The organism is Sorangiineae bacterium MSr12523, assembly GCA_037157775.1.
In the GTDB taxonomy this organism is placed as follows: domain Bacteria; phylum Myxococcota_A; class Polyangia; order Polyangiales; family Polyangiaceae; genus Pendulispora; species Pendulispora brunnea.
The window spans coordinates 1,009,153-1,031,448 of sequence record CP089982.1; the positions used below are offsets into that span (position 1 = coordinate 1,009,153).

Sequence of the window (22,296 nt, forward strand, 5' to 3'; positions counted from 1 at the left end):
GATTACTTGGGCTGGTAGATCTGATCGAAGATGGCGCCGTCGGCGAAGTGCGTCTTCTGCGCCTTGTTCCAGCCGCCGAACACGTCGTCGATGGTGAAGGTCTGCACCGTCGGGAAGCGCGACGCGTACTTGGCGAAGACGGCCGTGCTGCGCGGGCGGTAGTAGTGCTTGGCCGCGATGTCCTGGCCCTCTTCGCTGTAGAGGTAGCGCACGTACTCTTCGGCGGCGGCCCGCGTGCCGTGCTTGTCGACGTTCTTGTCCAGGATGGCGACGGGCGGCTCCGCGAGGATGGTCACCGGCGGCGTGACGATCTCGAAGTTGTCCTTGCCCATTTCGTTGATGGCCAAGAGCGCTTCGTTCTCCCAGGCGATGAGCACGTGGCCGATGCCATGCTTCACGAAGGTAATGGTCGCGCCGCGCGCACCCGAATCGAGAACGGGGACGTTCTTGTACAACTTCGTCACGTAGTCCCGGGCCGCGGCTTCGTTGCCGCCGTTTTGCTTGAGGGCCCATCCCCACGCGGCCAGGTAATTCCAGCGCGCGCCGCCCGACGTCTTCGGGCTGGGCGTCACCACCACGGTGCCCGGCTTGATCAAGTCGGGCCAATCTTTGATGTTGCGCGGGTTGCCCTTGCGCACGAGGAACACGATGGTCGACGTGTACGGTGCGCTGTTGTTCGGCAGGCGTGACTGCCAGTTGTCCGGCAGCAGCTTGGTGCGCTCGGCGATCTCCTGAATGTCGTATGCGAGCGCGAGCGTCACCACGTCCGCCTCGAGGCCGTCAATCACCGAGCGCGCCTGCTTGCCCGAGCCGCCGTGCGACTGCCGCACGGAGATGTTCTGCCCCGACTTGCCCTTCCAGTACTTCGAGAAGGCGGAGTTGTAATCTTGGTACAGCTCGCGCGTCGGATCGTACGAGACGTTGAGCAGCGAACCGTCGCCGGCGAGGGCATTGTCCGATCGGAACACGATCGCCAGCACGCCTGCCGCGAGGGCGACGACCCCGAGCACCGTCCAGGTGAGCCAATTGAATCGATGGTTCTTCATGACGTCATCCCTTCAAAATGCGATCTGGTTCCGCAGCAGGAAGACTTGCTCGAGGTCACGACGCCCGCCCGCCGCCGTGGCCCCTCCGGAGCGAAACTCCGTGATGATGTAGTCGCCCTTCACGCTGTAATTGCGCGTGGCGTACCAATTGAGGCCTGCGCCGAACTCCGCGGCGTATCGGGCCGAGCGCTGGTCGTTCGCGAAATCGCCGAAGGCGTCGCGATCGATGATCATGCCGCTGTAGCGCGCGGCGAGCTCGATGGCGCCGACGTGGCCCTTGGTCAGGTCGAAAGGATTCTTCGGGACGATGCCCTCGAAGCGCGCGTCCTCGCCCGTGAGGGCCACGGCCGCGGTGACGTTCCACGCCTGCAAGGTGATGAGCTTCGAGACCGTGCCGCGTGCCACGCGCTCTTGCTCGATGACGTACTCGCCCAGAAAGGCGACGGGCCCGATCGGGGCGTAGATATGTCCCGTGAGCCGGTTCTCCACGCCCGCCGCCACCGTCGTAGCGCCGGCGGGTGCCCCGGCCGAGGTGTCCGCAATGTACTGGAAGAACGTGTTCTGCCCGGAGGTGCGGTAGACGGGGAGGTACGTGTTGGCTGGGGTGCCTGTCTTCTCCCCGCGCGTAGCGCCCACGCCGATGAAAAGGCCCGAGACGAACTTCGGCCGCGTGAACCTCGCCTGGGTGGCGAAGGGGCGCACGTAAACGTGCGCACTGAATTCCTTGGAGTCGTCGAACTCGATGTCGCCACCCGCACCGCCGTCGAGGGTGCCGTTGTACATGCCGACCGAGTAACCGAGCTTGCCCTCGAAGAGATCGCCGTGGATGGCGATGCCCACGTCGCGCGACGGGATGATCGAAGAAGGGTAGCCACGTTCGACGAAGTACGTGGCCTGCTCGTTCTGCATGCGTTCGAGCCCGATGGTCGGCTTGAACTTGCCCACGGTGACGCCGAACTCGTTCGCTGCGCGCGCGTCGATGTATGCGTCCTGCAAAACGGTCTGCCCGCCGCCGAAGTCCGGCATGATGCGGACCGTGAAGTTCTTTCCCATCGTGGCGTCGAAGATGGGCCGCGCGCGGCGGATGATGAACGCGTCCGTCAATTTGTGTTCGTCGTTGACGAAGATCCGCCCGTCCACCTGCAAGATGGCGCGCAACGCGACGGAGTAAGCCCCATCGGCCGACGAGATGGACAGCCCGCTCGGGCCAATCTTGACGTTCGCGCGCTCCTTGTCCTTCGCTGCGCGCTCCTTTTCTTTCGCGGCTTGCGCGGCGGCAGCTTCCTCGGCCATCTCCAGCTTGCGCAGCGCGATCCGCGAGCGCTGATCGATTTCGTCGAGCCGTTCCTCGAAGTTCGGACCGACCGGCGCTGGAGCGGAGGTTGGTGACGGTGTAGCAGAGGAGGGAGCGGGCTCTTGCGCCTCTGCGAAGGACGCACCGGTAGCCACAAAGAGCATGATTCCCGCGAAAACACCGCGACGCGATGTCGCGATACAAGAGCCCATGATGAGCGGACATTGCAGCGGCCCCCTTCGTTCGTCAAGGCGGAACCGTGTCTAGTATAGCGAATTTCTCTACTGTCGCTACTGCCGCTTTTTCGGCTTTTGCGTGTTTCGGGGCCGTTTCGGAGTACGCATCTTGATGACCCGCGGCGGTGTCGACGGTGAGGCGGGGGGTTGACGCAATCGAGGATCGAACGCGAACGGCTCCGGTAGCCCGACCGCGATGCGGCCGAAATCGGGGTGCGCCGGGTTCACCAGGTAATTCATCTCCGCCGGAATGATGGCCGAAGGAACGGCGAGCACCGCACTCGAGCCGCGCGCCACCCAATCGGTGCCGACGTCCTGGAGCACGTCGGGTGCAGGGGTCGCGCGCCAATGGCGCGGCAACTTCGCGACGTCCACCGGTTCGATGCCAACGTCGTCCGGGACGACCGCACGAAGGCACACGAGGTCGACGGGCAACTGATTGACGTCGACGTGCACCAGCATTTCCAGCGCCGCCAGCGCGAGGCTTCCACCGCAGTACGCGATGCGCGTTCCCTTGCGGTTCCAGCGTCCGCCAGCAATCCGCGCGCCTTCTCCACCAAAAGCCGTCGCGGCATATTTGCGGCGGCAGATGCGCCAGATCACGAGCATGGAAGGGGTTAGGGTGTAGGGGTTAACCCCTAGCTAAACACCCCATATTCGAGGCGAACGAGGACGTCTTCGACGGCTTGGGTGCCGATGTCCGTATCCAACAAATCGAGGGGCCTGTCTCCACCGAGTGCGCGATTCTCCGTGAGGAGCCAGCTGCGTGCGCGCGCTTCGCTTCCCAACACCTCCGTGGCCCGCGTGGCCACGTGGGCGAGACGTAAGACGCGTTCCGATTGCAGAGCATCCAGCCGTTGGGACTTTTTCCTACGTGAAAGCGTGCGTTTGGGGAGCTGCAACGACTTGGTGGCCGTGTCCACCGACAGATCGAGCTTCTTGGTGATGCTCTCCAATGCTTCGTAGGGGAGCCCCTCGCGGACCAGGGGAACGAGTTCGAGACGCGAGGTCACGGTTCGACCGAGCACCTGTTTGCCGCCCAGGAGCTTGGTCAGGGGTTCTACTCTGGCCATAGATGGAGCCCTGCCTTGTGGCACATCGTAGCACGCCATTTGGCACTCAAAAGTCGATTGTTATTCGATTTTTCTTCCAATTGTGAAGCGCTCCCCGAGTCGGGGGTGTCACCATTGGACATCATGCAAGAAGATTGCCTGCTGACACGTTTCAGACGGCCCAGTCGATTGTGTCAGGTCATCCTTAATGTCATCTTTACGCGTCCGCCGTCGACGAATTGCTTGGGGAAGGCGAGGGGGCAGCGAATCGCATTTTGATGAGTGAGCAGGCCGTAAAGATCGTGAACGAAGAGCAAACGCTTTTTCGGAGAGTTCTCGCCCTCTGCGGACTCTCGCCTCTGCTGGGACCGGGGACCCTTCGTCGCGCACTGAGAGACGTAGGGGCAGACCCCGAAACGGCCACGATCGATGATTATTGCCGCGCGATTCCTCGTCTCGAAGCAAGGCTCAAGGCTTTCCTTTCGGAGACTGAAGCCGCTCAGCGCGCGCGGTCCATTCAACTGTTGAGGCGACCTGTAAGCGGTCTCGACAGTGTAGCGCCACCTTCCGAGAGGCCGCCGCCACCTTCGGCTGAGCGGTCACGGAAGGAAGGGACGCGGAAGTAAACTGTTGAGATCGCCCGTGCCGAAGGTGCGGGAGGGTAAGGGTGGAGGGACATGACGGATACGGCAAAGCGAACACCGGAGCTTGTGAAGACGCTGCTCGAGCAGCTCGAAGAGGCTCTGGACCGCGACCACGACGCGACGATTTCGCTCGGCCACCTGCATCCGGAGGCCGACGACGAGGCGACGCGCGAGTTGCAAGCGCGGCTCAATCAGCTGCTCGACATGGCGCGCCGGAAGAGCATCAGCAAGCACCCGCTCGCCGCGGAGCACAAGAAGCTGAACTTCCTCTTCGATTCCATCGTCGACAACGTGCCCATCATGCTCTTCGTGAAGGACGCGGCCGACGGGCGATTCCTCCTCTACAACAAGGCCGGCGAAAAGCTCATGGGCTGTGACCGTGAGAAGATGATCGGCAAGAACGACTACGAGCTCACGCCCGAGAACGCGGATTTCTTTCGGGCCCGCGACCGCGAGGTGCTCGAGGGGCGCAAGCTGGTCATCGTGGACGAGCAGCTCACCACGCCGGCAGGCGAGAACAGGTGGCTCTACACGAAGAAGATTCCGCTGCTCGATGACTCGGGCGAGCCGCGTTACTTGCTGGGCATCTGCGAGGACATCACCGATCGCAAGCGCAACGAAGAGGAGCTGCGCGCGGCGCGGGATGCGGCCGAGGCGGCGAATCGCGCGAAGAGCGACTTCTTCGCCAACGTGAGCCACGAGCTGCGCACGCCGCTCACGCTCATTCTGGGACCGCTCGATTCGCTGCTTGCCGGTGAGGCGGGGCCGCTCACGCCGGAGGTGCTGACCCGGTTGGAGCGCATGCGCCGCAACACGGCGCGCTTGAATGGGCTGGTCAATGATCTGCTCGATTTTTCGAAGATCGAGGCGGGGAAGATGACCGTGCATTGGCGCTCCGTCGCCGCCGCGGAAGTCGTCTCGCACGTGGTCGAGGACGCGCAGCTCGTGGCCAAGCAGCGCGGTGTGGAGTTGCAGGCGCCGGCGCTCCAGAGCGTGCCCGAGGCCGTGCCGCTCGATGCGCGCATGTTCGAGAAGATCGTGCTCAACCTGGTTGGCAACGCGCTGAAGTTCACGCCGGCGGGCGGGAGCATCCACGTGTCGCTGACGGGCAACGACGAGGGCATCGAGCTGCGCGTGCGCGATACGGGCATCGGGATCCCGCCGGAGAAGACGTCGCTCCTCTTCCAGCGCTTCCAGCAGCTCGATAGCTCGGCGTCGCGCAAGTACGAGGGGACGGGCATCGGTCTCGCGCTCGTGAAAGAGTTCGCGGAGTTGATGGGCGGCACGGTGGCTGTGCAGAGCGAGCCGGGCAAAGGGGCGACGTTCTCGGTGAAGCTGCCGAAAAATGCGGACCGCGCGACGGTGCTGCGCGGGCACATCGAGGAGGCGACGGCGGAGGTTCCCGCGTACGACGAGAAGCGCGGCGGGGCGTTCGAGCCACCGGTGTCGTCGATTCCGGAGCCGCCGCTGACGTACACCGGCAAGCCGCGGCTGCTTCTCGCCGAGGACAATCCGGACATGCGGGCGTACGTGCACGAGCTTCTCGACTCGAAGTACGACGTGGTGGCCGTGGAAAACGGCAAGCTGGCGCTGGAAGCTGCGCGACGCTACCTGCCCGACGTCATCGTGTCCGACGTGATGATGCCCGAGATGAACGGCTTCGAGCTGGTCGCGGCGCTGAAGGCCGATGCCACGCTCAAGCAGGTGCCGGTGATTCTCCTCACCGCGCGCGCCGGCAAAGAAGCGGTGGCCTCGGGGCTCGAGGAGGGCGGCGCGGACGATTATCTGACGAAGCCGTTTTCACCTGCCGAATTGCGCGCCCGCGTCTCCGCTGCACGGCGGTTGCACCAGGCGTATCAGGATCTGGCGCTGCGCATGGACGAGTTGCTCGTGACGCGCGATCAGCTGGTGGAGGCGGAGAAGCTTTCGCTGGCGGGGCGCCTCGCGCGTGCGGTGGCCGGTGAGATCCGCGAGCCGCTCGCGAGCTTGAGGGCTACGCCGATGGCGTCCTCGTCGCCCGATGCGGCGCACGCCATCGCGCGGGTCAGCGAATTGGTGGCGGGGCTCGAGCGGCTTGCCGAGCCGCCGCGCACGTCGCTGCGGGAGCGGACGGACGTGGCGAAGGTGGTGCAGTCCATCGTGGCCGAGGTGAGCGCGGGCGCGCCCATCGCATCGACACCGGTGGGGCACGCGTTCGTCACCGCCGTTTCGGGCGAGGACTTGCGCTTTGCGCTGAAGAACGTGTTCTCGTTCCTGCATCGCGCGGAAACGCGGGCGTCGCGCTCGCCCGCGCCCGACTCGATTGCGGTGCGGTTGCACTATGAGGACGGGCAACCGTGCATCACGATTTCCGATGCCGCGGTCCAGCTGCGGCCGGACGAGACGGAGCGCCTGCTGGATCCGCAGGTGATGCTCGCGGGGGACGGCGGGCCGCTCCAGCTCGACACGGGGCTGACCATCGCCAGCCAGGTTTTGCGGCGCAACGGTGCGGAGCTTCGCGTGCTCTCGCCCGAGGTGGGCGGCATCGCCTTCCAGTTTTCGCTTCAACCCGGAGACGAAATCGACGCAAACTGACGCTCGAAATGACCGAGCCAAAAGTTAAGCCGGCGTTGGAACGCACCGCCGCCGTGATTCTCGCCGCAGGCCAGGGAACTCGCATGAAGAGCGAGCTCCCCAAGGTGATGCACACCCTGGCTGGGCGCCCGCTGATTTACTTCCCCGTGCGCGCCGCACTCGATGCTGGATGTGTCGAGGTCATCGTGGTGGTCGGCCACGGGCGCGAGCTGGTGTCGTCCTACCTGGAGAAGACCTTCGGGGCGCGCGTACGCACCGCCGTGCAAGCCTCCCAGCGCGGAACGGGCGACGCGGCCAAGGTGGGCATCGATGCCGTGGATGCCACGCGGGATGACTGCGATGCGGCCATCGTCTTTTACGGCGATGCTCCGTTGCTGGCCGCATCGGACCTGGTGCAAATCGCGCAGGCTCTTCATGGCGACGCGTCGTGCGAGCTGGCCTTGGCGACGTGCACGGTGGAGGACGCGCACGGCTACGGCCGCATCCTGCGCGATGCGCGCGGCGACATCACCGAGATCCGCGAGCACCGCGATCTGCGCACCGACGCCGAACGCGCGGTCCGCGAGATCAACCCGGGCATCTTCGCCGCCAAAATGTCCTTCTGGCATTCGAAGCTCGCGCTCTTGAAGCCGAACAACGCGCAGGGCGAGCTCTATTTGACCGACGTGGTGTCCCTCGCACGGGAAGGCGGACAAGTCGTTCGAACCGCGTCCGCTCGCGATGCGGTGTTGCTCGGCGTCAACGATCGCCAGCAGCTCGTCGAGGCAGAAATGGCGATTCACGAGCGCATCGCGCGCGACCTGCGTCGCTCCGGTGTGACCGTTCGAGCGGGCGCGCGCATCGACGAAGGCGTCGAGGTCGGCCACGATGCCACCATCGAGATGGGCGTCGTGTTGCGTGGTGCGACGGTGGTGGGGCCCGGCGCCACGATCGACGTGGGTTGCGTGCTCACCAACGTCGTCGTCGATGCGGGGGCCGTGCTCAAGCCGTACTCCGTTCTCAGCGACTCGCGCGTCGGCGCGCGCGCGCAGATTGGCCCCTTTTCCCACGTGCGACCGGACAGCGACATCGGCGAGGACGCGCACATCGGCAACTTCGTCGAGACGAAGAAGACGCGCCTCGGACGCGGCGCCAAGGCGAACCACCTCGCGTACCTCGGCGACGGCGTCATCGGACCCGCCGTCAACATCGGCGCAGGAACTATTTTTTGCAATTACGATGGATACCGAAAGCACACGACCGTGATCGAAGAGGGCGTCTTCGTCGGCAGCGACTCGCAGATCGTTGCTCCGGTCACCATCGGCAAAGGCGCCTACGTCGCCACGGGCACCACCGTCACGCGTGACGTACCGGCAGACGCCCTCGCAATTTCTCGCGTTCGCCAAGAGAACAAGGAAGGCTACGCGCCACGCCTTCGTGCGAAGCTGAAGCCTCCGAAGAAAGATCCCTCGTCAACGTGATCAATGCAGGCGCAAGTCGGAGGGTACGATTTGCCTGAAGGAATGGTATGAGTCCGACGTGCGATACCGTCACCTTTTTCTTGGCCTGCTGACTGCGAACGCCGCCTCGCTTCTCTTCTTCTACGGGTGCGATCTCAAATCGGGCGGCGACGGCAACGGTCCGGACCCCGGCTCCGACTCGGGCATCGACACGGGTGTCGATGCGGGGCCGGGCAGCGACTGCCCCGGGGTGAACACGCAGACGGATAAAGAAAATTGCGGGCGATGCAACCATTCGTGCCTCGGCAGCGAGTGCAACGCCGGGCAGTGCGTTCCGAAGCGGTTCGTTTCGGCGCCAAGTCCGGTTGACGTTGCACTAGATGATGCTGGGGCCGCGATCACCATTGGAACGAGCCCCTCAGGACGTGTCATCTACGCGCCCTTTGCGGCCGACGGTGGCTTTCTTCAGGTCGTGGATGACACGAGCAGTCCGCGCGGCGCCGCCACGGATGGAACGTCGGTTTGCTGGGCGAATGGAGGTCGAATCTCGTGTCGTTACCAGGATGGCGGCACGCCTCGCTCCACCGAGAATGATGAGAATGGGCCGAAATCCACGCTCATTCTTGGGGACACGGTCTACTGGATCAACAACGCCCCCGGCGACGTACGGAAGTTTCCCCTCGACGGTGGGACACGAGAGGTCGTTGCCTTCGGGACGGGAACTACGCTGAACAACTCCCTCGTCGTGGACGGTCAGCGATTGGTGTGGGTCATTGGCAGCAGCAAGTCGGTGGTGACGGCCCCGCTGAACGGGGATGGCGGTGCGCCGACCGTGATTGCGACCGTTGTGGTGGGGACTCCGAGTGCGGTCGCCGTCGGAACCAACGATTTTTACTACGTTGCCGTTCAGAACACGGCTTCCGATCTTGGCGGCATCTATCGCGTCCCGAAGACTGCGACAGGCGGACCCGCGGAGTTGGTCGTGCGGCAATCGCTCGTGGAGCCGAGCATCGCGGTGGATGGCGAGTTCGTTTACTACACGAACAAAACTGGCGACGGCGCTGTGTACAGGTTCAATGTCGGAGATTTGCTTCCGGACGGCGGGCCTCCGGCCTTTGCTTCGGGCCAAGCGTCTCCCGCGTCGGTGCGCGCTGGGACTGACGGCTTCGTTTACTGGACCAGCAACGTCGCCGACGGCGGGCTGATGCGGGTGGCGAAGTAGAAGTAGCGGCGGGAATCGGCGTTTTGGGCCGGGCGTTGCATGGTTCAGTCGTTTTCTTTGGAAAACGCTGAACCATCAGGCAAGGTCGGACCATGGATGCCATTCGGGTACGCGGCGGGGCTACGCTTCGCGGCAAGGTTCGCATTAGTGGGGCCAAAAATGCGGCCCTTCCCATTCTCTGTGCCACGTTGCTCTCGGATGGCGCCAGCCGGCTGCGAAACGTACCGGCCCTTCGAGACATTCACACCACGTCGGCCCTGTTGCGGTTCCTCGGGCGTGGCGTCGAGATCCACGGGCCCGAGGTGCACGTGGCCGCCGGCAGCAACGTGCGGCCCGAGGCGCCGTACGAATTGGTCAAGCAGATGCGCGCGAGCGTGCTCGTGCTCGGACCGCTGCTCGCGCGCTTTGGGCGCGCCAAGGTGAGTTTGCCCGGTGGATGCGCCATTGGCGCGCGCCCCATCGACCAGCACCTGAAAGGGCTCGAAGCGATGGGGGCGAACATTCGCCTCGAGCGCGGCTACGTCATCGCCGAAGGGCCCAACGGCGGCGGACGTCTGCGCGGTGCGGAGGTGTACTTCGATCTTCCGACCGTGACCGGTACGGAAAACCTCATGATGGCCGCGGCCCTCGCCAAAGGCAGGAGCACGCTGATCAATTGCGCGAAGGAGCCCGAGGTCGAGGAGCTGGGACGCATCCTCAACAAGATGGGCGCGGAGGTCGATGGCGCCGGCACCGACGTGATCCACATCGTCGGGCAAGACCAAGGCGAGCTGGCGCCGTTCGACCATGCCATCATCCCCGACCGCATCGAGGCGGGGACGTACATGGTGGCGGCAGCCGCCACGGGTGGGGACGTTCTCGTCGAGGGCGCGGAGCTCTCCGATCTCGAGGCGCTCGTGGCCAAGATGCGCCAGGCGAACATCAAGGTGGAGAGCGTGGCCGCCGAAGACGGCTCGGGAGCGGGCGGTGTTCGCGTTTGGCGCGATGGCCCGCTCAAGTCGGTGGACGTGACGACCGCGCCCCATCCCGGCTTTCCCACCGACATGCAGGCGCAGTTTCTCGTGTTGATGTGCCTTGCCCGCGGTGAAAGCGTGATCAGCGAGACCATCTTCGAGAACCGCTTCATGCACGTGCCGGAGCTCACGCGCATGGGCGCGAACGTGGCACTTCGCGGAAATGTCGCCGTGGTGCAGGGCGTGGATCGGCTTTACGGTGCGAGCGTCATGGCCACGGATCTGCGGGCCAGTGCGTCGCTGGTGATCGCCGGCCTGGTGGCGGACGGCGAGACGGAGGTGCGGCGCGTGTATCACCTCGATCGCGGCTACGAGCGGATCGAGGAGAAGTTCGGCGGGCTGGGCGCCGAGATCACCCGGGTGAAGGGGGCGGAGGGGTAGGCGGATCCAGCCGCACGAGAGGACGCAGGCGCCGCAACGTGGCGCGGCCGATGCCGCGGACGCGGAGCAGGTCCTCGAGTTGACGAAAGCGGCCCAAGCGCGTGCGCAAGGCGAGGATCGACTCGGCGCGCTTGGCTCCGACGCCGGGAAGGCGACGGAGATCGTCGGCTTGGGCGGTGTTGAGGATGACGGGATCGTCAGGGGAGGCTTCTCCACCGCGTCCAGCGTGCTCGCCCGCCCGCCGGGAGCCGCAAGGCTCGGGCGCCGGTGCGCTTGCGACAGGAGGCGGTGCGATTGCGCCGGCATCGGACGTCAACGGCTCGGCGATGATGGGCGAAGGCGCGGGAGGCTCCGCGTGGGCGCCGGCGGTGCGGCCGATGATGGCGAGGACCGCGAGGCCGGCGATGACGAGAAGCACGCGTGCAAGGGGCTTGCTCCACACGCTCCACACGCAGGTGGAGCACGTGCGGAGCGACGCAAGGGCGCCGCGTAACGAGTACGCGGCGCCTCCCGGGGTATGCGTCGTCATGGACGGACTCAGAAGGGAATGTCCGCCGTGTGCTTGCTGCTATCGCCGAGTGAGAAGCTCGAGCCCCTCGACCCAGCCGGCGGCCCGAGATCCGACTCTCCCGCGGCGTCGCGCGGCGTGTAATCGCGCAGCTGCAGCGTGCCGGAGACCGGTACTGCATCGAGTCGTATGTTGATCGACCCGTCGCGATTCGTGAAGGCGACGCCCACACGCGTCCAGAAGGAGCGGCCCTGCCGCTCGGAGACGGTGTACGCGACCTTCATGTTGCTGAAATTCCGAGGCGTGGAAGGACCCGAACCCGAAACCGACAAGCTACCGTTGTTCAATTGCACATCCATTTTCTTTTCTCCTGTTGGCGGTCGCGTTTTTCCGCGCCGCATGCCCAGGCATAGCGATGCATGTGCCATCAACTCTCCCGCGTGAATTCGCGCACTTACGCGGCGCGCAGGCCGTCCCGGTCAGCTTTGGCCTGTCCTGGGACACCCCCGCGCATGCGAGCCCGACAGCGTCCAACGAGATCCGCGCATGGAACGTAAATGCGTCCCGGAAAGTCCGCGCTCGCGGCAGGCTGGTGTATCCTTCGAGAGCACAAGGAGCTTCGATCATGGCAGCGCACGAGCGTGAGGGGGAAAATCGAGAGGACCAAACGACACGGCGTTCTTTCCTCGGAGCTGTGGCTGCAGTCGGTGCAGCCAGCGCAGCAGGCGCCACCCTCCTCAAGAGCGAGGTCGCGGAGGCAGCCAAGGATAGCAATGCGGTGCCGAACCTCGCGGCCAGCCCGCCGCCTGGCTTCACGCCGTTTTCGGCCCCCGGCCAAATCGTCAAGGTGACCAAGCCGGGTTCCCTGCAGAACAACAAGGTGTACCCGAAGCCCGATGCGGCCAAGGAGATGCTCACCAAGGTTCTCACGGAGCTCACCGGCGAGCCGGATCTGCCGAAGGCCGCCGCCCGCTTCGTGCACCCGGACGACAAGGTCTGCGTGAAGGTCAACGGCATTGCCCTTCGCAACCACGCCACCAACCAGGAGCTGGTCATCCCCTTCCTCGAGGCGATGATTGCGTCGGGCGTCCCGGCCAAGAACATCACCGTGCTCGAGCAGTACGGGAGCTACCTGCAAGGTACACGCATCAACGAGAAGAACGTCCCGGCCGGCGTGAAGATCTCCATTCACTCCAACGGCGATACCACCATGCCGGAGCGGCTCATTCCGGGCACCGGTGTGCGCACGAAGTTCTGCCGCGCGCTCACGGAGTCGACGGCGGTCATCAACTTCTCACTCATCAAGGACCACTCCATCTGCGGTTACACCGGGTGTCTGAAGAACATGACGCACGGCACGCAGATCTACCCGCACTACTTCCACTCGCACCACGCGTCGCCGCAGATTGCGGTGCTGTACGCGCAGGACATCATCAAGAGCCGCGTGCGCCTCTGCATCACCGACGCGTTCCAGGTCATGGTGCATGGCGGGCCGCTCGACAAGCAGCCGCAGTACCGCTACCCGTACGAGTCCGTGTTCGCCACGACGGATCCTGTCGCGATGGATACGTTGGGGTGGGAAATCATCGAAAAATTCCGCGCAGACAAAGGTCTCCGCAGCCTCACCGCCGAGGGGCGTGAACCCGCCTACATCAAGGCCGCCGCCGACTTGGGCCTTGGCATCCATGAGCGGGCCAAGATTCAGGTCAAAGAGATCGCCATCTGAGCTTTCTGCGGTCGCGCATCGGCCGGCCGAGTTTATACTCGGATAGGTGATAGACGGGCGGGACGATGACGATGGCGACACCGTTTCCGTTACGCCGGCGGCGCTAACGGAAACGAATTTGCGGCGCGGAGAGGCCTGCCTGGTCGTGATCTACGGCCCCGAGCTAGGTCGCCGCATTCCATTGGCCCATAGCCACTTCGAGATCGGGCGCTCTTCGAAGAGCGATCTCTCCATCGACCAGGAGAGCATCAGCCGCCACCACGCACGCATCGCCGCCGTCGGGGGTGGGACCTTCACCCTCATGGACCTGGGCTCGACCAACGGCACGTACGTGAACGACGTGGCCATCACCGAGCATCGGCTCGCCGATGGAGACCAGATCAAGATCGGCCGCTCGATTTTGAAGTTCATGACCGGCGACAACATCGAGACCAGCTACCACGAAGAGATTTACCGGCTGGTGACGGTGGACGCGCTCACCCAGCTGTTCAACAAGCGCTACTTCGGCGAGGCGCTCGAGCGCGAGTTCAACCGGGCGCGCCGCTACAAGCGGCACCTGTCGCTGTTCTTGCTCGACCTGGATCACTTCAAGCACATCAACGACCACTACGGCCACGTCGCGGGGGATTTCGTGCTTCGCCAGCTCGCGGTGGAAGTGAAGGCGAAGCTGCGGCGGGAAGACATTTTCGCGCGGGTTGGTGGCGAGGAGTTCGGCGTGCTGCTGCCCGAAGTACGGCACGAGGGCGCTCTGGCGACCGCCGAAAAGGTGCGCAAGGTCGTGGAGGCCGCCCAATTCAGCTTCGACAAGCAGACGATCCGCGGCACCGTGAGCATTGGCGTCGCGACCCTCGATCCGGCGTTCTTCGTCCCCGGTGACGAGGACTCGGACGACGACGACGAGGAGACCGATCCGGACCCCAGCGCCGCTGCAGATCCGGCCAACGGCAAACCAAAGAGCGCCGCGGCGCTCTATGCGCTCGCCGATGCGGCCCTCTACCTGGCCAAGGAGCGCGGTCGAAATCGGGTCGAAGCCGCGTAGCTCGATCGACGAAGAAGAAGATTGAACAGGGAGGGGGGGAGGCGGGGAGGGGAACAACGCGAGTCCCACCGCGCACCGAGGCTTTTTTTGGTTTTCCCTTGGCTTCGTAAGCCAAGTGAAAACCCAAACTAGCCTCGGTGCGCGGTGGGATTTGTGCCGTATCCCTCCCCGCCTCCCCCCCTCCCTGTCAAATCTTCGAGGTTAGGAATCCGAGTAGATCGAGAAGGTCATCGTGTATGTGTCCTTTCCGAGCCGGAAGGGGATCTCGTAGTCCTCCTGGGACGAGGTGCGCGACTTCGCTTTCTCGGTCTTGATCTCGTAGACCAGATTCTGCTGCGAGCGCACCTCGAGCTCGGTGCCGGGCTGCACCTGCTCGGCGAAGATGCCGTAGTCCACGGGGACGTAGAGCGCTTCGGGGCAGCTATTGTTCATTTCGACCGTGGCCCGTGCACACGAGCTCAGCTTGGTCTGCAAACAGGTGGGGACGTTCGGCGTGAAGGTGAGCGCCGAGGTCCTGGGGAAGGGGCACGCGCTGGAGGTGCAGCCGAGCTGCACGGGCAAGGCGAGCGCGGAAATGGTAGCGAGCGCTGCAATTCCTACGATAAGTCGACGCATGGTTGAGGGGTAGATGACCTCGCGGCCGCTTGCGTGTCGCAGGGGCCACACGCGACCCTCTTGCTTTTCCTGCGGATTGTCGTAAATGGTCCGCCCCCGCTTGGTCTCCCAGGTGGGACCGATACGGAGAAGCAGAACAACGGGCAGGTGACGGGTTTCGCCGAGGAGCGGGTTCCAAAGCGGACCGAGATCGCCGCGTTGAACGGCAGTCAACCAGGAAGGACAGCGAACATATGAGCAATATCGTCACACGCAACTGGCGCGACCTCATTCGTCCCCGCGGCATTCAGATCGAGAGCGAGACGCTCACCGACTTCTACGGCAAGTTCTCCTGCGAGCCGCTCGAGCGTGGTTACGGCATCACCATCGGCAACTCGCTTCGCCGGGTGCTCCTGTCCTCGCTTCAAGGCGCTGCCATCACCGCCATCCGCATCGACGGCGCGCTGCACGAGTTCACGACCATCTCGGACGTCGTGGAAGACGTGACGGACATCATCCTCAACCTGAAGGAAGTCGTCCTCAAGGCCGCCACCCCCAAGACCTACACGGTCCGCCTCGAGAAAGAGGGCCCCGGCCCGGTCTTCGCGCGCGACATCCAGCTCGTCGACGGCCTGCAGGTCCTCAACCCGGACCACCTCATCGCCACGCTCGACAAGAAGGGCCCGTTGTCGATGGAGCTCACGGTCAACGTGGGCCGCGGCTACGTTCCGGCGGAGAAGAACAAGACGGCGACGATGCCCATCGGCACCATCCCGATCGATGCGCTCTTCAGCCCGACCCGCAAAGTCAACTACACCGTGACCAACGCCCGCGTCGGTCAGGCCACGGACTACGACAAGCTCGCCCTCGAGGTGTGGACCAACGGCAGCGTCAAACCGCAAGATGCGGTCGCGTACGCGGCGAAGATCCTCAAGGAGCAGCTCTCGATCTTCATCAACTTCGAGGAGACCGAGGAGACGGCGTACCAAGCCCCCGGTGGCGAGGACGAGCCGCTCAACGAGAACCTGTTCCGCAGCGTCGACGAGCTGGAACTCAGCGTCCGCTCGGCCAACTGCCTGCAGAACGCCAACATCACGCTGATCGGTGAGCTCGTGCAGCGCACCGAGCAAGACATGCTGAAGACGAAGAACTTCGGGCGTAAGAGCCTGAAGGAAATCAAAGAGATCCTCGCCAACATGGGGCTCTCTCTCGGCATGAAGATCGACAACTGGCCCCAGATGCTCGAGCGCTGGAAGGCGCAACAAGCGCAGGCGTGACGCGAGTTTACGGAACCACGAGAAAGAACTTAGGGAGACAGCATCATGCGTCACGGAAACGCAGGTCGTAAGTTCGACCGCAACACCAGTCATCGCCGCGCCATGTTCAAGAACCTCGCGGCCAATTTGATCCTCCACGAGCGCATCGAGACCACCGACGCGAAGGCCAAAGAGCTTCGCCGCGTCGCCGAGCGCCTCATCACGCGCGCCAAGCGCCTCGGTGCGGTGGCCTACACCGCGCAGGCCGAGCTGTCCGACAAGGACAAGGCGCGTCGTCTGCACGCCCAGCGCGTCGTCGGCTCGATCATCCCGCGCTTCGGCGCCAAGGTCGACAAGGCCGGCGTGTCCACCAAGGTCGACCTCGTCGAAAAGGTGTTCGTCGACCTCGCCAAGCGCTTCTCGGAGCGTCCGGGCGGCTACACGCGCATCATCAAGGTCGGTCCCCGCCGCGGCGACGGCGCGCCGATCTCGCTCATCGAGTGGGTCGACGCCACGGGTCCCGTCGTTTCGGCCGAAGGCTCGGATGACGCGGACAAGCCGGCCGCCAAGACCGGCAAGGCCAAGTCGAAGAAGGCCACCGCCGTGGCGAGCACGGGCGGCGCCAAGGCCGAATAAGTCTCACCTCGAGACCTCGTAGACGGGCACGGTTGCACGGCAACCGTGCCCGTTGCCGTTTGTTCGCAGAAGGCGTTTGACGCGCGGCCCAGCGCGGCTTACTTCCACACGCGAGATGGCCACCCGTGAAGAAGTCGTTGCTGCGCTAAGTCCGCTCCTCCCGCATCCGTCGGTGCTGAGCGATGTCGTCGTCCTCGGTCGGGACGTCACCGTGACCCTGAATGCACCGGGCTCACGCGAGGAGCTGGGGAAGAAGGTGCGCGAGGCGCTGGCCAAGCTCCCCGACGTCGGCGGTACCGAGGTGCGGTGGCACTCGGAGGTGCGGGGGCGCAACATCGGGCCGGACGATCCGCTGCCCGAGGTGAAGAACGTCATCCTCGTGATGAGCGGCAAGGGCGGCGTCGGCAAGAGCACCACCGCGACCAACTTGACCATGGCCCTGCACCGCGCGGGCTTCCGCGTCGGCTTGCTCGATGCGGACATCTACGGTCCCTCCATCCCGACCATGCTCGGCGTCAGCGGCCGCCCGGTGTCGCTCGACGGCAAGAGCATCGAGCCGCTCGAGCGCTTTGGCGTGAAGCTCATGTCCATCGGCTTCCTGCTCGAGGATCCCAAGGCCGCCGTCGTGTGGCGCGGTCCCATGCTCCACGGCGCGCTGCTGCAGTTCCTCAAGGACGTGCGCTGGGGCTCGCTCGATTACCTGCTGCTCGACCTGCCGCCCGGCACCGGTGACGTGGCCCTCACCCTCGCGCAGCGCATCACGTCGCCGTACGCGGTCATCGTCACGACCCCGCAGCCGGTGGCCACCGACGACGTCTACAAGTCCGTCTCCATGTGTGAGAAGGTCAACATCCCCGTGGTGGGCGTCGTCGAGAACATGAGCTACTTCATCGACAGCGCCGGCGTCTCGCACGAGTTGTTCGGCAAGGGCGGCGGGCAAGCCATCGCCGATTTCGCCAAGGCGCCGCTCCTGGGCCAAGTGCCCATCGATCAGAGCGTTCGCGAGTGGGGCGACAAGGGAACCCCCGTCGTGCAGGCCGCGCCCTTCAGCACCGTTGCCCGCGCCTTCGTCGGCGTGGCCGAGCGCCTCACCGACGCCATCGATGCGCGCCGCAGTGAGGGCGAAGAGGAAGCCCCGCCGGAAATCGACCGCAGCGGCGGCACCGGCGGCCGCAAGCGCCTGCCCATCATGAAGTAGCGGGCAGCGTCTCTTTCCGAAGTTCCACGCGCCCCGATGCGGTGTCGACCCATACGGTCGCACCCTCCGGGGCGCGCGAAAAATCGATGATGAGTCGCGCGCTCGCCCCGAAGGCACGAAGCGCGATGCACGCCCGCATCACGTTGGCATCGCCCGCGTCGATGCGCAGCACGTCGCCGGCCGGGCGGTACGTGACGTTGGCCGCCTCGAGCTCGCGGAGCAAATCCGCGTGCGGGAGCATTACGAGCGCCAACCGGGCTTCTTTTGGGCGCGGTACGTCTCCACGTCTTGCTCCTTCTTGAGGAGCACGCCCAGGAAGGGAAGCTCTTTCACGAAGCGCTCTTTGCCGACGCCGCTTTGCTTCAACACGGCGATCCAGTCGATGAGTTCACTCGTCGAGGGGCGCTTGCGCAGGCGGGGCATGTCGCGAAGCTCGTAGAACGCGACGACGGCCTGGTCGACCAGCTCGTTCTCGAGCTTGGGATGGTGCACGCGCACGATGCGCTTCATCAGCTCGATGTCCGGGAAGTCGATGAAGTGGAAGACCGTGCGGCGCAAGAAGGCGTCGGGCAGCTCTTTCTCGTTGTTCGACGTGATGATCACCACCGGGCGCTCGGTGGCCACGACATCGTCGCCCGTTTCCGTGATGTGGAAGCGCATGCGATCGAGCTCGTGCAAAAGGTCATTCGGGAACTCGATGTCCGCCTTGTCGACCTCGTCGATCAAGAGCACCACGCGCTCGCTCCCCGCGAACGAACGGCCCATGGGCCCCAGCTTGATGTAGCGGCGGATGTCCTTCACGTCGCCATCGCCGAAGCGTGCATCGTACAAGCGTTGCACGGTGTCGTAGATGTAAAGGCCGTCTTGGGCGCGGGTGGTCGACTTCACCGGCCAGTGGATGAGCGAGAGCCCGAGGCTCTCCGCGACGGCTTGGGCGAGCAGCGTTTTTCCGGTGCCGGGCTCCCCCTTCACCAGGAGGGGGCGCTCGAGGGCCAGCGCACAATTGACGGCGGCCTCCAGCGAATCATTGGTCAAGTAGCCCGGCGTGCCCGAAAAACGGCGAAATTGACTCACCGCATCCTTATAGCAAGCAACCTAAGCGCGCGCCGCCTCTAGGCGACCGTTACAGATCGAGCAAGACGCCGAGCCCGGTAACGAGGCCGAATTGGAAGAAGCTCGCATCCGCAGAGCGGGACGCGTTGTTCACGTCCAGGGTGTGCTCCCCGCCGAGGGAGAAGGTGAGTTCGGGGGCGGCGCTCACGAAGAACGTCTCGTTGATGCGGAAGATGACCGGCACGTCGGCCGAGAAGATGAGCGAGGAGAAGCTCTCCTTGCCGCCGCCCACTACGTTCTGCCGGGTGGCGTAGCCGATGCCGCCCCTCGGCCAGACCGCGAAGCGGCTGGTGATGGGAAACATGTAACCTACACGCGGCAGGAAGGTGAAGGCGGTGGTCGTGGGACGATCCGTTTCGTTCTCTACGGTGTTGCCACCGTTGGTGGTCTTCGTCTTGTCGGTGCGGCTCGTCGACGCGATTTCGAGCAAGCCGCCAACCGAGAGGCGGTCGATGATGAAGTAGTCCGCCGCCGGGGCGAACCAGAACGTGGTCAGCCGGGTGGTGACTTCATTGTTGTTGTTCTGGACGTCGTCTGCTTTGTACGACTGGGTGGAGAAGCCGAGAGGACCCGCGTACGAGACACCGCTGAACGCGCCGATTCGGAATCCCATGAGCGAGTCGATGGCGAGCTGACCCTTGGAGCCGGGGAGGCTCAAAAGATCGCGCTGCTGAGCATGCGCGCGCGAGGGAACGAAAATCGAAGCGAGAACGATAAGAGCCGCCAGCCCGGCGAAGGCCAGCGACCGCGTTTTTGGTTTCTCATACATGATTCGCATCCTGTTTTTTGTGTTGCTTTGGTGTTGCACGGAGCCCCGCTTCGACGCGGGCCGCGCTACCCTACTCGCGTGCTCATCGCCCTTCCAAAATTGCCGCTGCCTTCACCCGAGTCGATCACACGGGCTCTTCTGGAGCTCGGACGCGCACTCGGAGACTCCAAGGTGCTCACCGGAGACGCGTGCGAGAACTACGCGCGCGACGAGAGCGAGGCCACGGGGCTCGTGCCTGCCGCCGTGGTGTTGGCGGCGAATGCCGAGGACGTGAGGCGAACCTTGGAGATTGCCGAGAGCACCGGCGTGGCGGTGACGCCGCGTGCAGGAGGCACCGGCCGAACGGGCGGAGCCGTCCCTGTCGTGGGCGGGATCGTGCTCGCGACGGACGCGATGAAGCAAGTGAAGGAGATCAATGCGAAGGATCTTCTCGCGGTGGTCGAGCCCGGAATCGTGACGGGAGACTTCCACGCGATGGTGGAGCGCGAGGGCTTCTTTTATCCGCCGGACCCGAACTCACTGGGAAGCTGCTGCATCGGCGGCAACGTGGCCGAGAACGCGGGCGGTCCGCGCGCGTTCAAGTACGGCGTGACGCGCGAGTACGTGCTCGGGCTGGAGGCCGTGCTGATGGGCGGACGGGTGGTTCGCACGGGCAAGCGCACGGTGAAAGGCGTGACCGGTTACGACGTGACATCGCTGCTCGTGGGCAGCGAGGGGACGCTTGGCGTCTTCACGGAGATCACGCTGCGGTTGGTGCCCAAGCCGCCCGAAGTGGCGACGGTGCTCGCGTTGTTCGACGACGTCCGCCATGCCGGCGCGGCGGTGAGCGCGCTGGTTGCGCACGGGTTGGTGCCGCGCTGCCTGGAAATGCTGGACTCGGCGACCCTGGACGCGGTGCGCGCGCAGAAGGTGGCCATCGACCCGCGGGCGCACGCGATGCTGCTCATCGAGGTCGACGGGGAGTCGGCGACGATTGCGACGTTGCTGGAGAAGATCGCGGACGTGCTGGGGCGCGGCGAAGGGTTGATCGATTTGTTGGCCGCGCAGGATCCATCGCAGCGTGCACGCCTCTGGGAAGCGCGGCGCATGCTGTCGCCGGCCACACGAAAGCTTGCAAAGTACAAGTTGTCCGAGGACATCGTGGTACCGCGTTCGCGCATCGCGGAGCTTCTCGACGGCGTCGACGAGATCGGCGCACGGACGAAGGTGCGGTACCTGACCTACGGGCACGCCGGCGACGGGAACTTCCACGTCAATTTTCTATGGAACGACGACGCGGAGCGCGTCGCCGTGGATCAAGCCATCGAAGCCTTGATGCGCCTCACGATCTCTCTGGGCGGTACGCTGACGGGCGAACACGGCATCGGCCTCGCCAAGGCGGCCTACATGCCACTGGAGCAATCGGAGGACCTGATGGCTTTGCAGCGCGACATCAAGCGCGTCTTCGATCCGAAGCAGCTGCTCAACCCGGGCAAGATTTTCCCCGTCCGCCCCGGTCACGGGGCCTGCTGAAGGGTCAGGGCTCTTCGCGAAAGAGCTCGTCGGTCGAAGCGACGGAGACCGCCTTGCGGATCCAGGCGTTGAGCACGCTCATGTCGGTGCACGCAAGAATGCGGGCCCGCGCCTCGTCGTGGACGGTCAGGCCGCGTGCTTCGAGAAATGAGAGCAACGCCTCAGCTTGGCCTTCTGCGTGGCCGGCACGGCGGTGCTTCAGGAAGTACTCGCTTTGGACTTGGTAAGTGCCGTGGCTCATGAGCTTCTCCAGAATGACCTTGGCGGCCTCGCTGAGCGGGACGTGGACCAGGTCGGAGTATGTCATGCCCCTCGGAGAGTCGAGCTGGCGGCATACCTCGAACGCCGTGGCCGCGACCTGCGCGGCCAGCTCGGGTTCATCTTGCCCATGGGGGCCATGGCGCTTAGCACGGAGAGTTCCGGTGTGCGCTCGGCGTCCGCGCCGTTGCGGCACGCGTAGTCTTGGGCCAAAAAAACAATGGAGCTAATTGCAATAGTTCCAACTGGAGTGTTTGCAGGTTTCGGGGCAGTGGTTTTCGCAGGCGGTGCGGGCGGCGCCGGCGGTGGGGCCGCAGGTGGAGCCGATGCCGTGGGTGAATTCGCGGCCGGTGGATTGGCAGATGTAGTCGCCACCGCGGCAGCAAGGATCGCCGATGGCTTGTTCGGTGCTTTCGGTGGATTCTTCTTCGGGGGAGGAGGCTTCGGTGGCGCAGGCCGTGAGGCCGAGGAGCAGGGCGAGTGCGGTGGTGAATAGGGCGTTCTTCATGGGTGCGAACATGCCCATTGGGGGCATTCGCAGAAAGTCGTCTCCATGGAGGACAATGGCGAGGCGGGGGCAGCGGGGTATTCGCGATTCGCGAATTGCGAATCCATGGCACCCCCCCCCCGGGGCTCGCCGTTTCAGTGCGACCCAATGGGGCCCGCCCCTGCGGGCGCGGAATGCCATGCGGCGTGGGGGCCGCGTTGCGACGCGGGGAAGCATGGCATGAGCACCCGCTTTGGGGCGGGCAGCAGCGCGAAATGAGGATATGGAGAGCATCGGAG

At 64.7% G+C, this 22,296-nt stretch carries 22 protein-coding genes; 10 read left to right on the forward strand and 12 right to left on the reverse strand.

The window, feature by feature from the left end:
- Window positions 1-2 precede the first annotated feature (2 nt).
- The 4 genes from LZC95_04315 to LZC95_04330 form a co-directional block, all read right to left on the reverse strand.
- Entirely contained in the window at window positions 3-1,046 is a 1,044-nt protein-coding gene (locus LZC95_04315; protein ID WXA96063.1) for a sulfate ABC transporter substrate-binding protein, read from the reverse strand.
- A 12-nt stretch (window positions 1,047-1,058) separates the two neighbouring features.
- Complete coding sequence (locus LZC95_04320; GenBank protein WXA96064.1) at window positions 1,059-2,504, reverse strand: OprO/OprP family phosphate-selective porin; 1,446 nt, start codon at window positions 2,502-2,504, stop codon at window positions 1,059-1,061.
- Window positions 2,505-2,630: 126 nt separating this feature from the next.
- On the reverse strand, window positions 2,631-3,185 hold the full coding sequence (locus LZC95_04325; GenBank protein ID WXA96065.1) for an RES family NAD+ phosphorylase: 555 nt from the start codon (window positions 3,183-3,185) through the stop codon (window positions 2,631-2,633).
- A 29-nt stretch (window positions 3,186-3,214) separates the two neighbouring features.
- Window positions 3,215-3,649 (reverse strand): DUF2384 domain-containing protein, encoded by a 435-nt coding sequence (locus tag LZC95_04330; protein ID WXA96066.1) that lies wholly within the window; start codon window positions 3,647-3,649, stop codon window positions 3,215-3,217.
- A 656-nt stretch (window positions 3,650-4,305) separates the two neighbouring features.
- Here LZC95_04330 and LZC95_04335 point away from each other — a divergent pair.
- From LZC95_04335 to murA, 4 genes are all read left to right on the forward strand, one after another.
- Window positions 4,306-6,846 (forward strand): ATP-binding protein, encoded by a 2,541-nt coding sequence (locus LZC95_04335; protein WXA96067.1) that lies wholly within the window; start codon window positions 4,306-4,308, stop codon window positions 6,844-6,846.
- 8 nt (window positions 6,847-6,854) lie between these two features.
- Complete coding sequence (gene glmU / locus LZC95_04340) at window positions 6,855-8,306, forward strand: bifunctional UDP-N-acetylglucosamine diphosphorylase/glucosamine-1-phosphate N-acetyltransferase GlmU (GenBank protein ID WXA96068.1); 1,452 nt, start codon at window positions 6,855-6,857, stop codon at window positions 8,304-8,306.
- Window positions 8,307-8,364: 58 nt separating this feature from the next.
- Window positions 8,365-9,507, forward strand: a complete 1,143-nt coding sequence (locus LZC95_04345; GenBank protein WXA96069.1) for a hypothetical protein — start codon at window positions 8,365-8,367, stop codon at window positions 9,505-9,507.
- 92 nt (window positions 9,508-9,599) lie between these two features.
- Window positions 9,600-10,901, forward strand: a complete 1,302-nt coding sequence (gene murA / locus LZC95_04350; protein WXA96070.1) for a UDP-N-acetylglucosamine 1-carboxyvinyltransferase — start codon at window positions 9,600-9,602, stop codon at window positions 10,899-10,901.
- Here the strand turns inward: murA and LZC95_04355 are convergent.
- Both LZC95_04355 and LZC95_04360 read right to left on the reverse strand, forming a co-directional pair.
- On the reverse strand, window positions 10,873-11,430 hold the full coding sequence (locus LZC95_04355) for a helix-hairpin-helix domain-containing protein (protein ID WXA96071.1): 558 nt from the start codon (window positions 11,428-11,430) through the stop codon (window positions 10,873-10,875). The genes murA and LZC95_04355 overlap by 29 nt on opposite strands.
- A gap of 8 nt (window positions 11,431-11,438) precedes the next feature.
- Entirely contained in the window at window positions 11,439-11,768 is a 330-nt protein-coding gene (locus tag LZC95_04360) for a hypothetical protein (GenBank protein ID WXA96072.1), read from the reverse strand.
- Window positions 11,769-12,034: 266 nt separating this feature from the next.
- Between LZC95_04360 and LZC95_04365 the strand changes: the two genes are divergently transcribed.
- Together LZC95_04365 and LZC95_04370 are read left to right on the forward strand one after the other, a co-directional pair.
- The gene (locus LZC95_04365) at window positions 12,035-13,135 is read left to right on the forward strand and encodes a DUF362 domain-containing protein (GenBank protein WXA96073.1); all 1,101 of its coding nucleotides are present in this window, start codon (window positions 12,035-12,037) and stop codon (window positions 13,133-13,135) included.
- Between the two features lie 46 nt (window positions 13,136-13,181).
- Complete coding sequence (locus LZC95_04370; protein ID WXA96074.1) at window positions 13,182-14,174, forward strand: GGDEF domain-containing protein; 993 nt, start codon at window positions 13,182-13,184, stop codon at window positions 14,172-14,174.
- A gap of 201 nt (window positions 14,175-14,375) precedes the next feature.
- On the opposite strand, the gene LZC95_04375 is transcribed toward LZC95_04370, so the two are convergent.
- Window positions 14,376-14,789, reverse strand: coding sequence for a hypothetical protein (locus tag LZC95_04375; protein ID WXA96075.1), 414 nt, complete (start codon window positions 14,787-14,789; stop codon window positions 14,376-14,378).
- A 233-nt stretch (window positions 14,790-15,022) separates the two neighbouring features.
- On the opposite strand from LZC95_04375, the gene LZC95_04380 reads away from it, so the two are divergent.
- The 3 genes from LZC95_04380 to LZC95_04390 all read left to right on the forward strand — a co-directional run bounded on the left by LZC95_04380 (window position 15,023) and on the right by LZC95_04390 (window position 17,858).
- Window positions 15,023-16,045, forward strand: a complete 1,023-nt coding sequence (locus tag LZC95_04380; GenBank protein WXA96076.1) for a DNA-directed RNA polymerase subunit alpha — start codon at window positions 15,023-15,025, stop codon at window positions 16,043-16,045.
- A gap of 45 nt (window positions 16,046-16,090) precedes the next feature.
- Window positions 16,091-16,660 (forward strand): 50S ribosomal protein L17, encoded by a 570-nt coding sequence (rplQ, locus tag LZC95_04385; GenBank protein WXA96077.1) that lies wholly within the window; start codon window positions 16,091-16,093, stop codon window positions 16,658-16,660.
- Window positions 16,661-16,775: 115 nt separating this feature from the next.
- Window positions 16,776-17,858 carry an Mrp/NBP35 family ATP-binding protein gene (locus tag LZC95_04390; protein ID WXA96078.1) on the forward strand — a complete coding sequence of 361 codons (1,083 nt, stop codon included), beginning with the start codon at window positions 16,776-16,778 and terminating at the stop codon, window positions 17,856-17,858.
- On the opposite strand, the gene LZC95_04395 is transcribed toward LZC95_04390, so the two are convergent.
- From LZC95_04395 to LZC95_04405, 3 genes are read right to left on the reverse strand one after another with little or no spacing between them, the layout of a single operon-like run.
- A complete protein-coding gene (locus tag LZC95_04395) occupies window positions 17,848-18,099 on the reverse strand; it encodes a hypothetical protein (GenBank protein WXA96079.1) in 252 nt (83 codons plus the stop codon). The genes LZC95_04390 and LZC95_04395 overlap by 11 nt on opposite strands.
- The gene (locus LZC95_04400) at window positions 18,099-18,932 is read right to left on the reverse strand and encodes a MoxR family ATPase (GenBank protein WXA96080.1); all 834 of its coding nucleotides are present in this window, start codon (window positions 18,930-18,932) and stop codon (window positions 18,099-18,101) included. The genes LZC95_04395 and LZC95_04400 overlap by 1 nt, the downstream gene beginning before the upstream one ends.
- A 49-nt stretch (window positions 18,933-18,981) precedes the next feature.
- Window positions 18,982-19,740, reverse strand: a complete 759-nt coding sequence (locus tag LZC95_04405) for an outer membrane beta-barrel protein (GenBank protein ID WXA96081.1) — start codon at window positions 19,738-19,740, stop codon at window positions 18,982-18,984.
- A 78-nt stretch (window positions 19,741-19,818) separates the two neighbouring features.
- Between LZC95_04405 and LZC95_04410 the strand changes: the two genes are divergently transcribed.
- Window positions 19,819-21,252, forward strand: a complete 1,434-nt coding sequence (locus LZC95_04410; protein WXA96082.1) for an FAD-binding protein — start codon at window positions 19,819-19,821, stop codon at window positions 21,250-21,252.
- Between the two features lie 4 nt (window positions 21,253-21,256).
- Here the strand turns inward: LZC95_04410 and LZC95_04415 are convergent, their stop codons facing one another.
- Together LZC95_04415 and LZC95_04420 are read right to left on the reverse strand one after the other, a co-directional pair.
- Window positions 21,257-21,559: a hypothetical protein gene (locus LZC95_04415; protein ID WXA96083.1), complete on the reverse strand. Its 303-nt coding sequence runs from the start codon at window positions 21,557-21,559 to the stop codon at window positions 21,257-21,259.
- A 177-nt stretch (window positions 21,560-21,736) separates the two neighbouring features.
- Complete coding sequence (locus tag LZC95_04420; GenBank protein ID WXA96084.1) at window positions 21,737-22,018, reverse strand: hypothetical protein; 282 nt, start codon at window positions 22,016-22,018, stop codon at window positions 21,737-21,739.
- Window positions 22,019-22,296 lie beyond the last annotated feature (278 nt).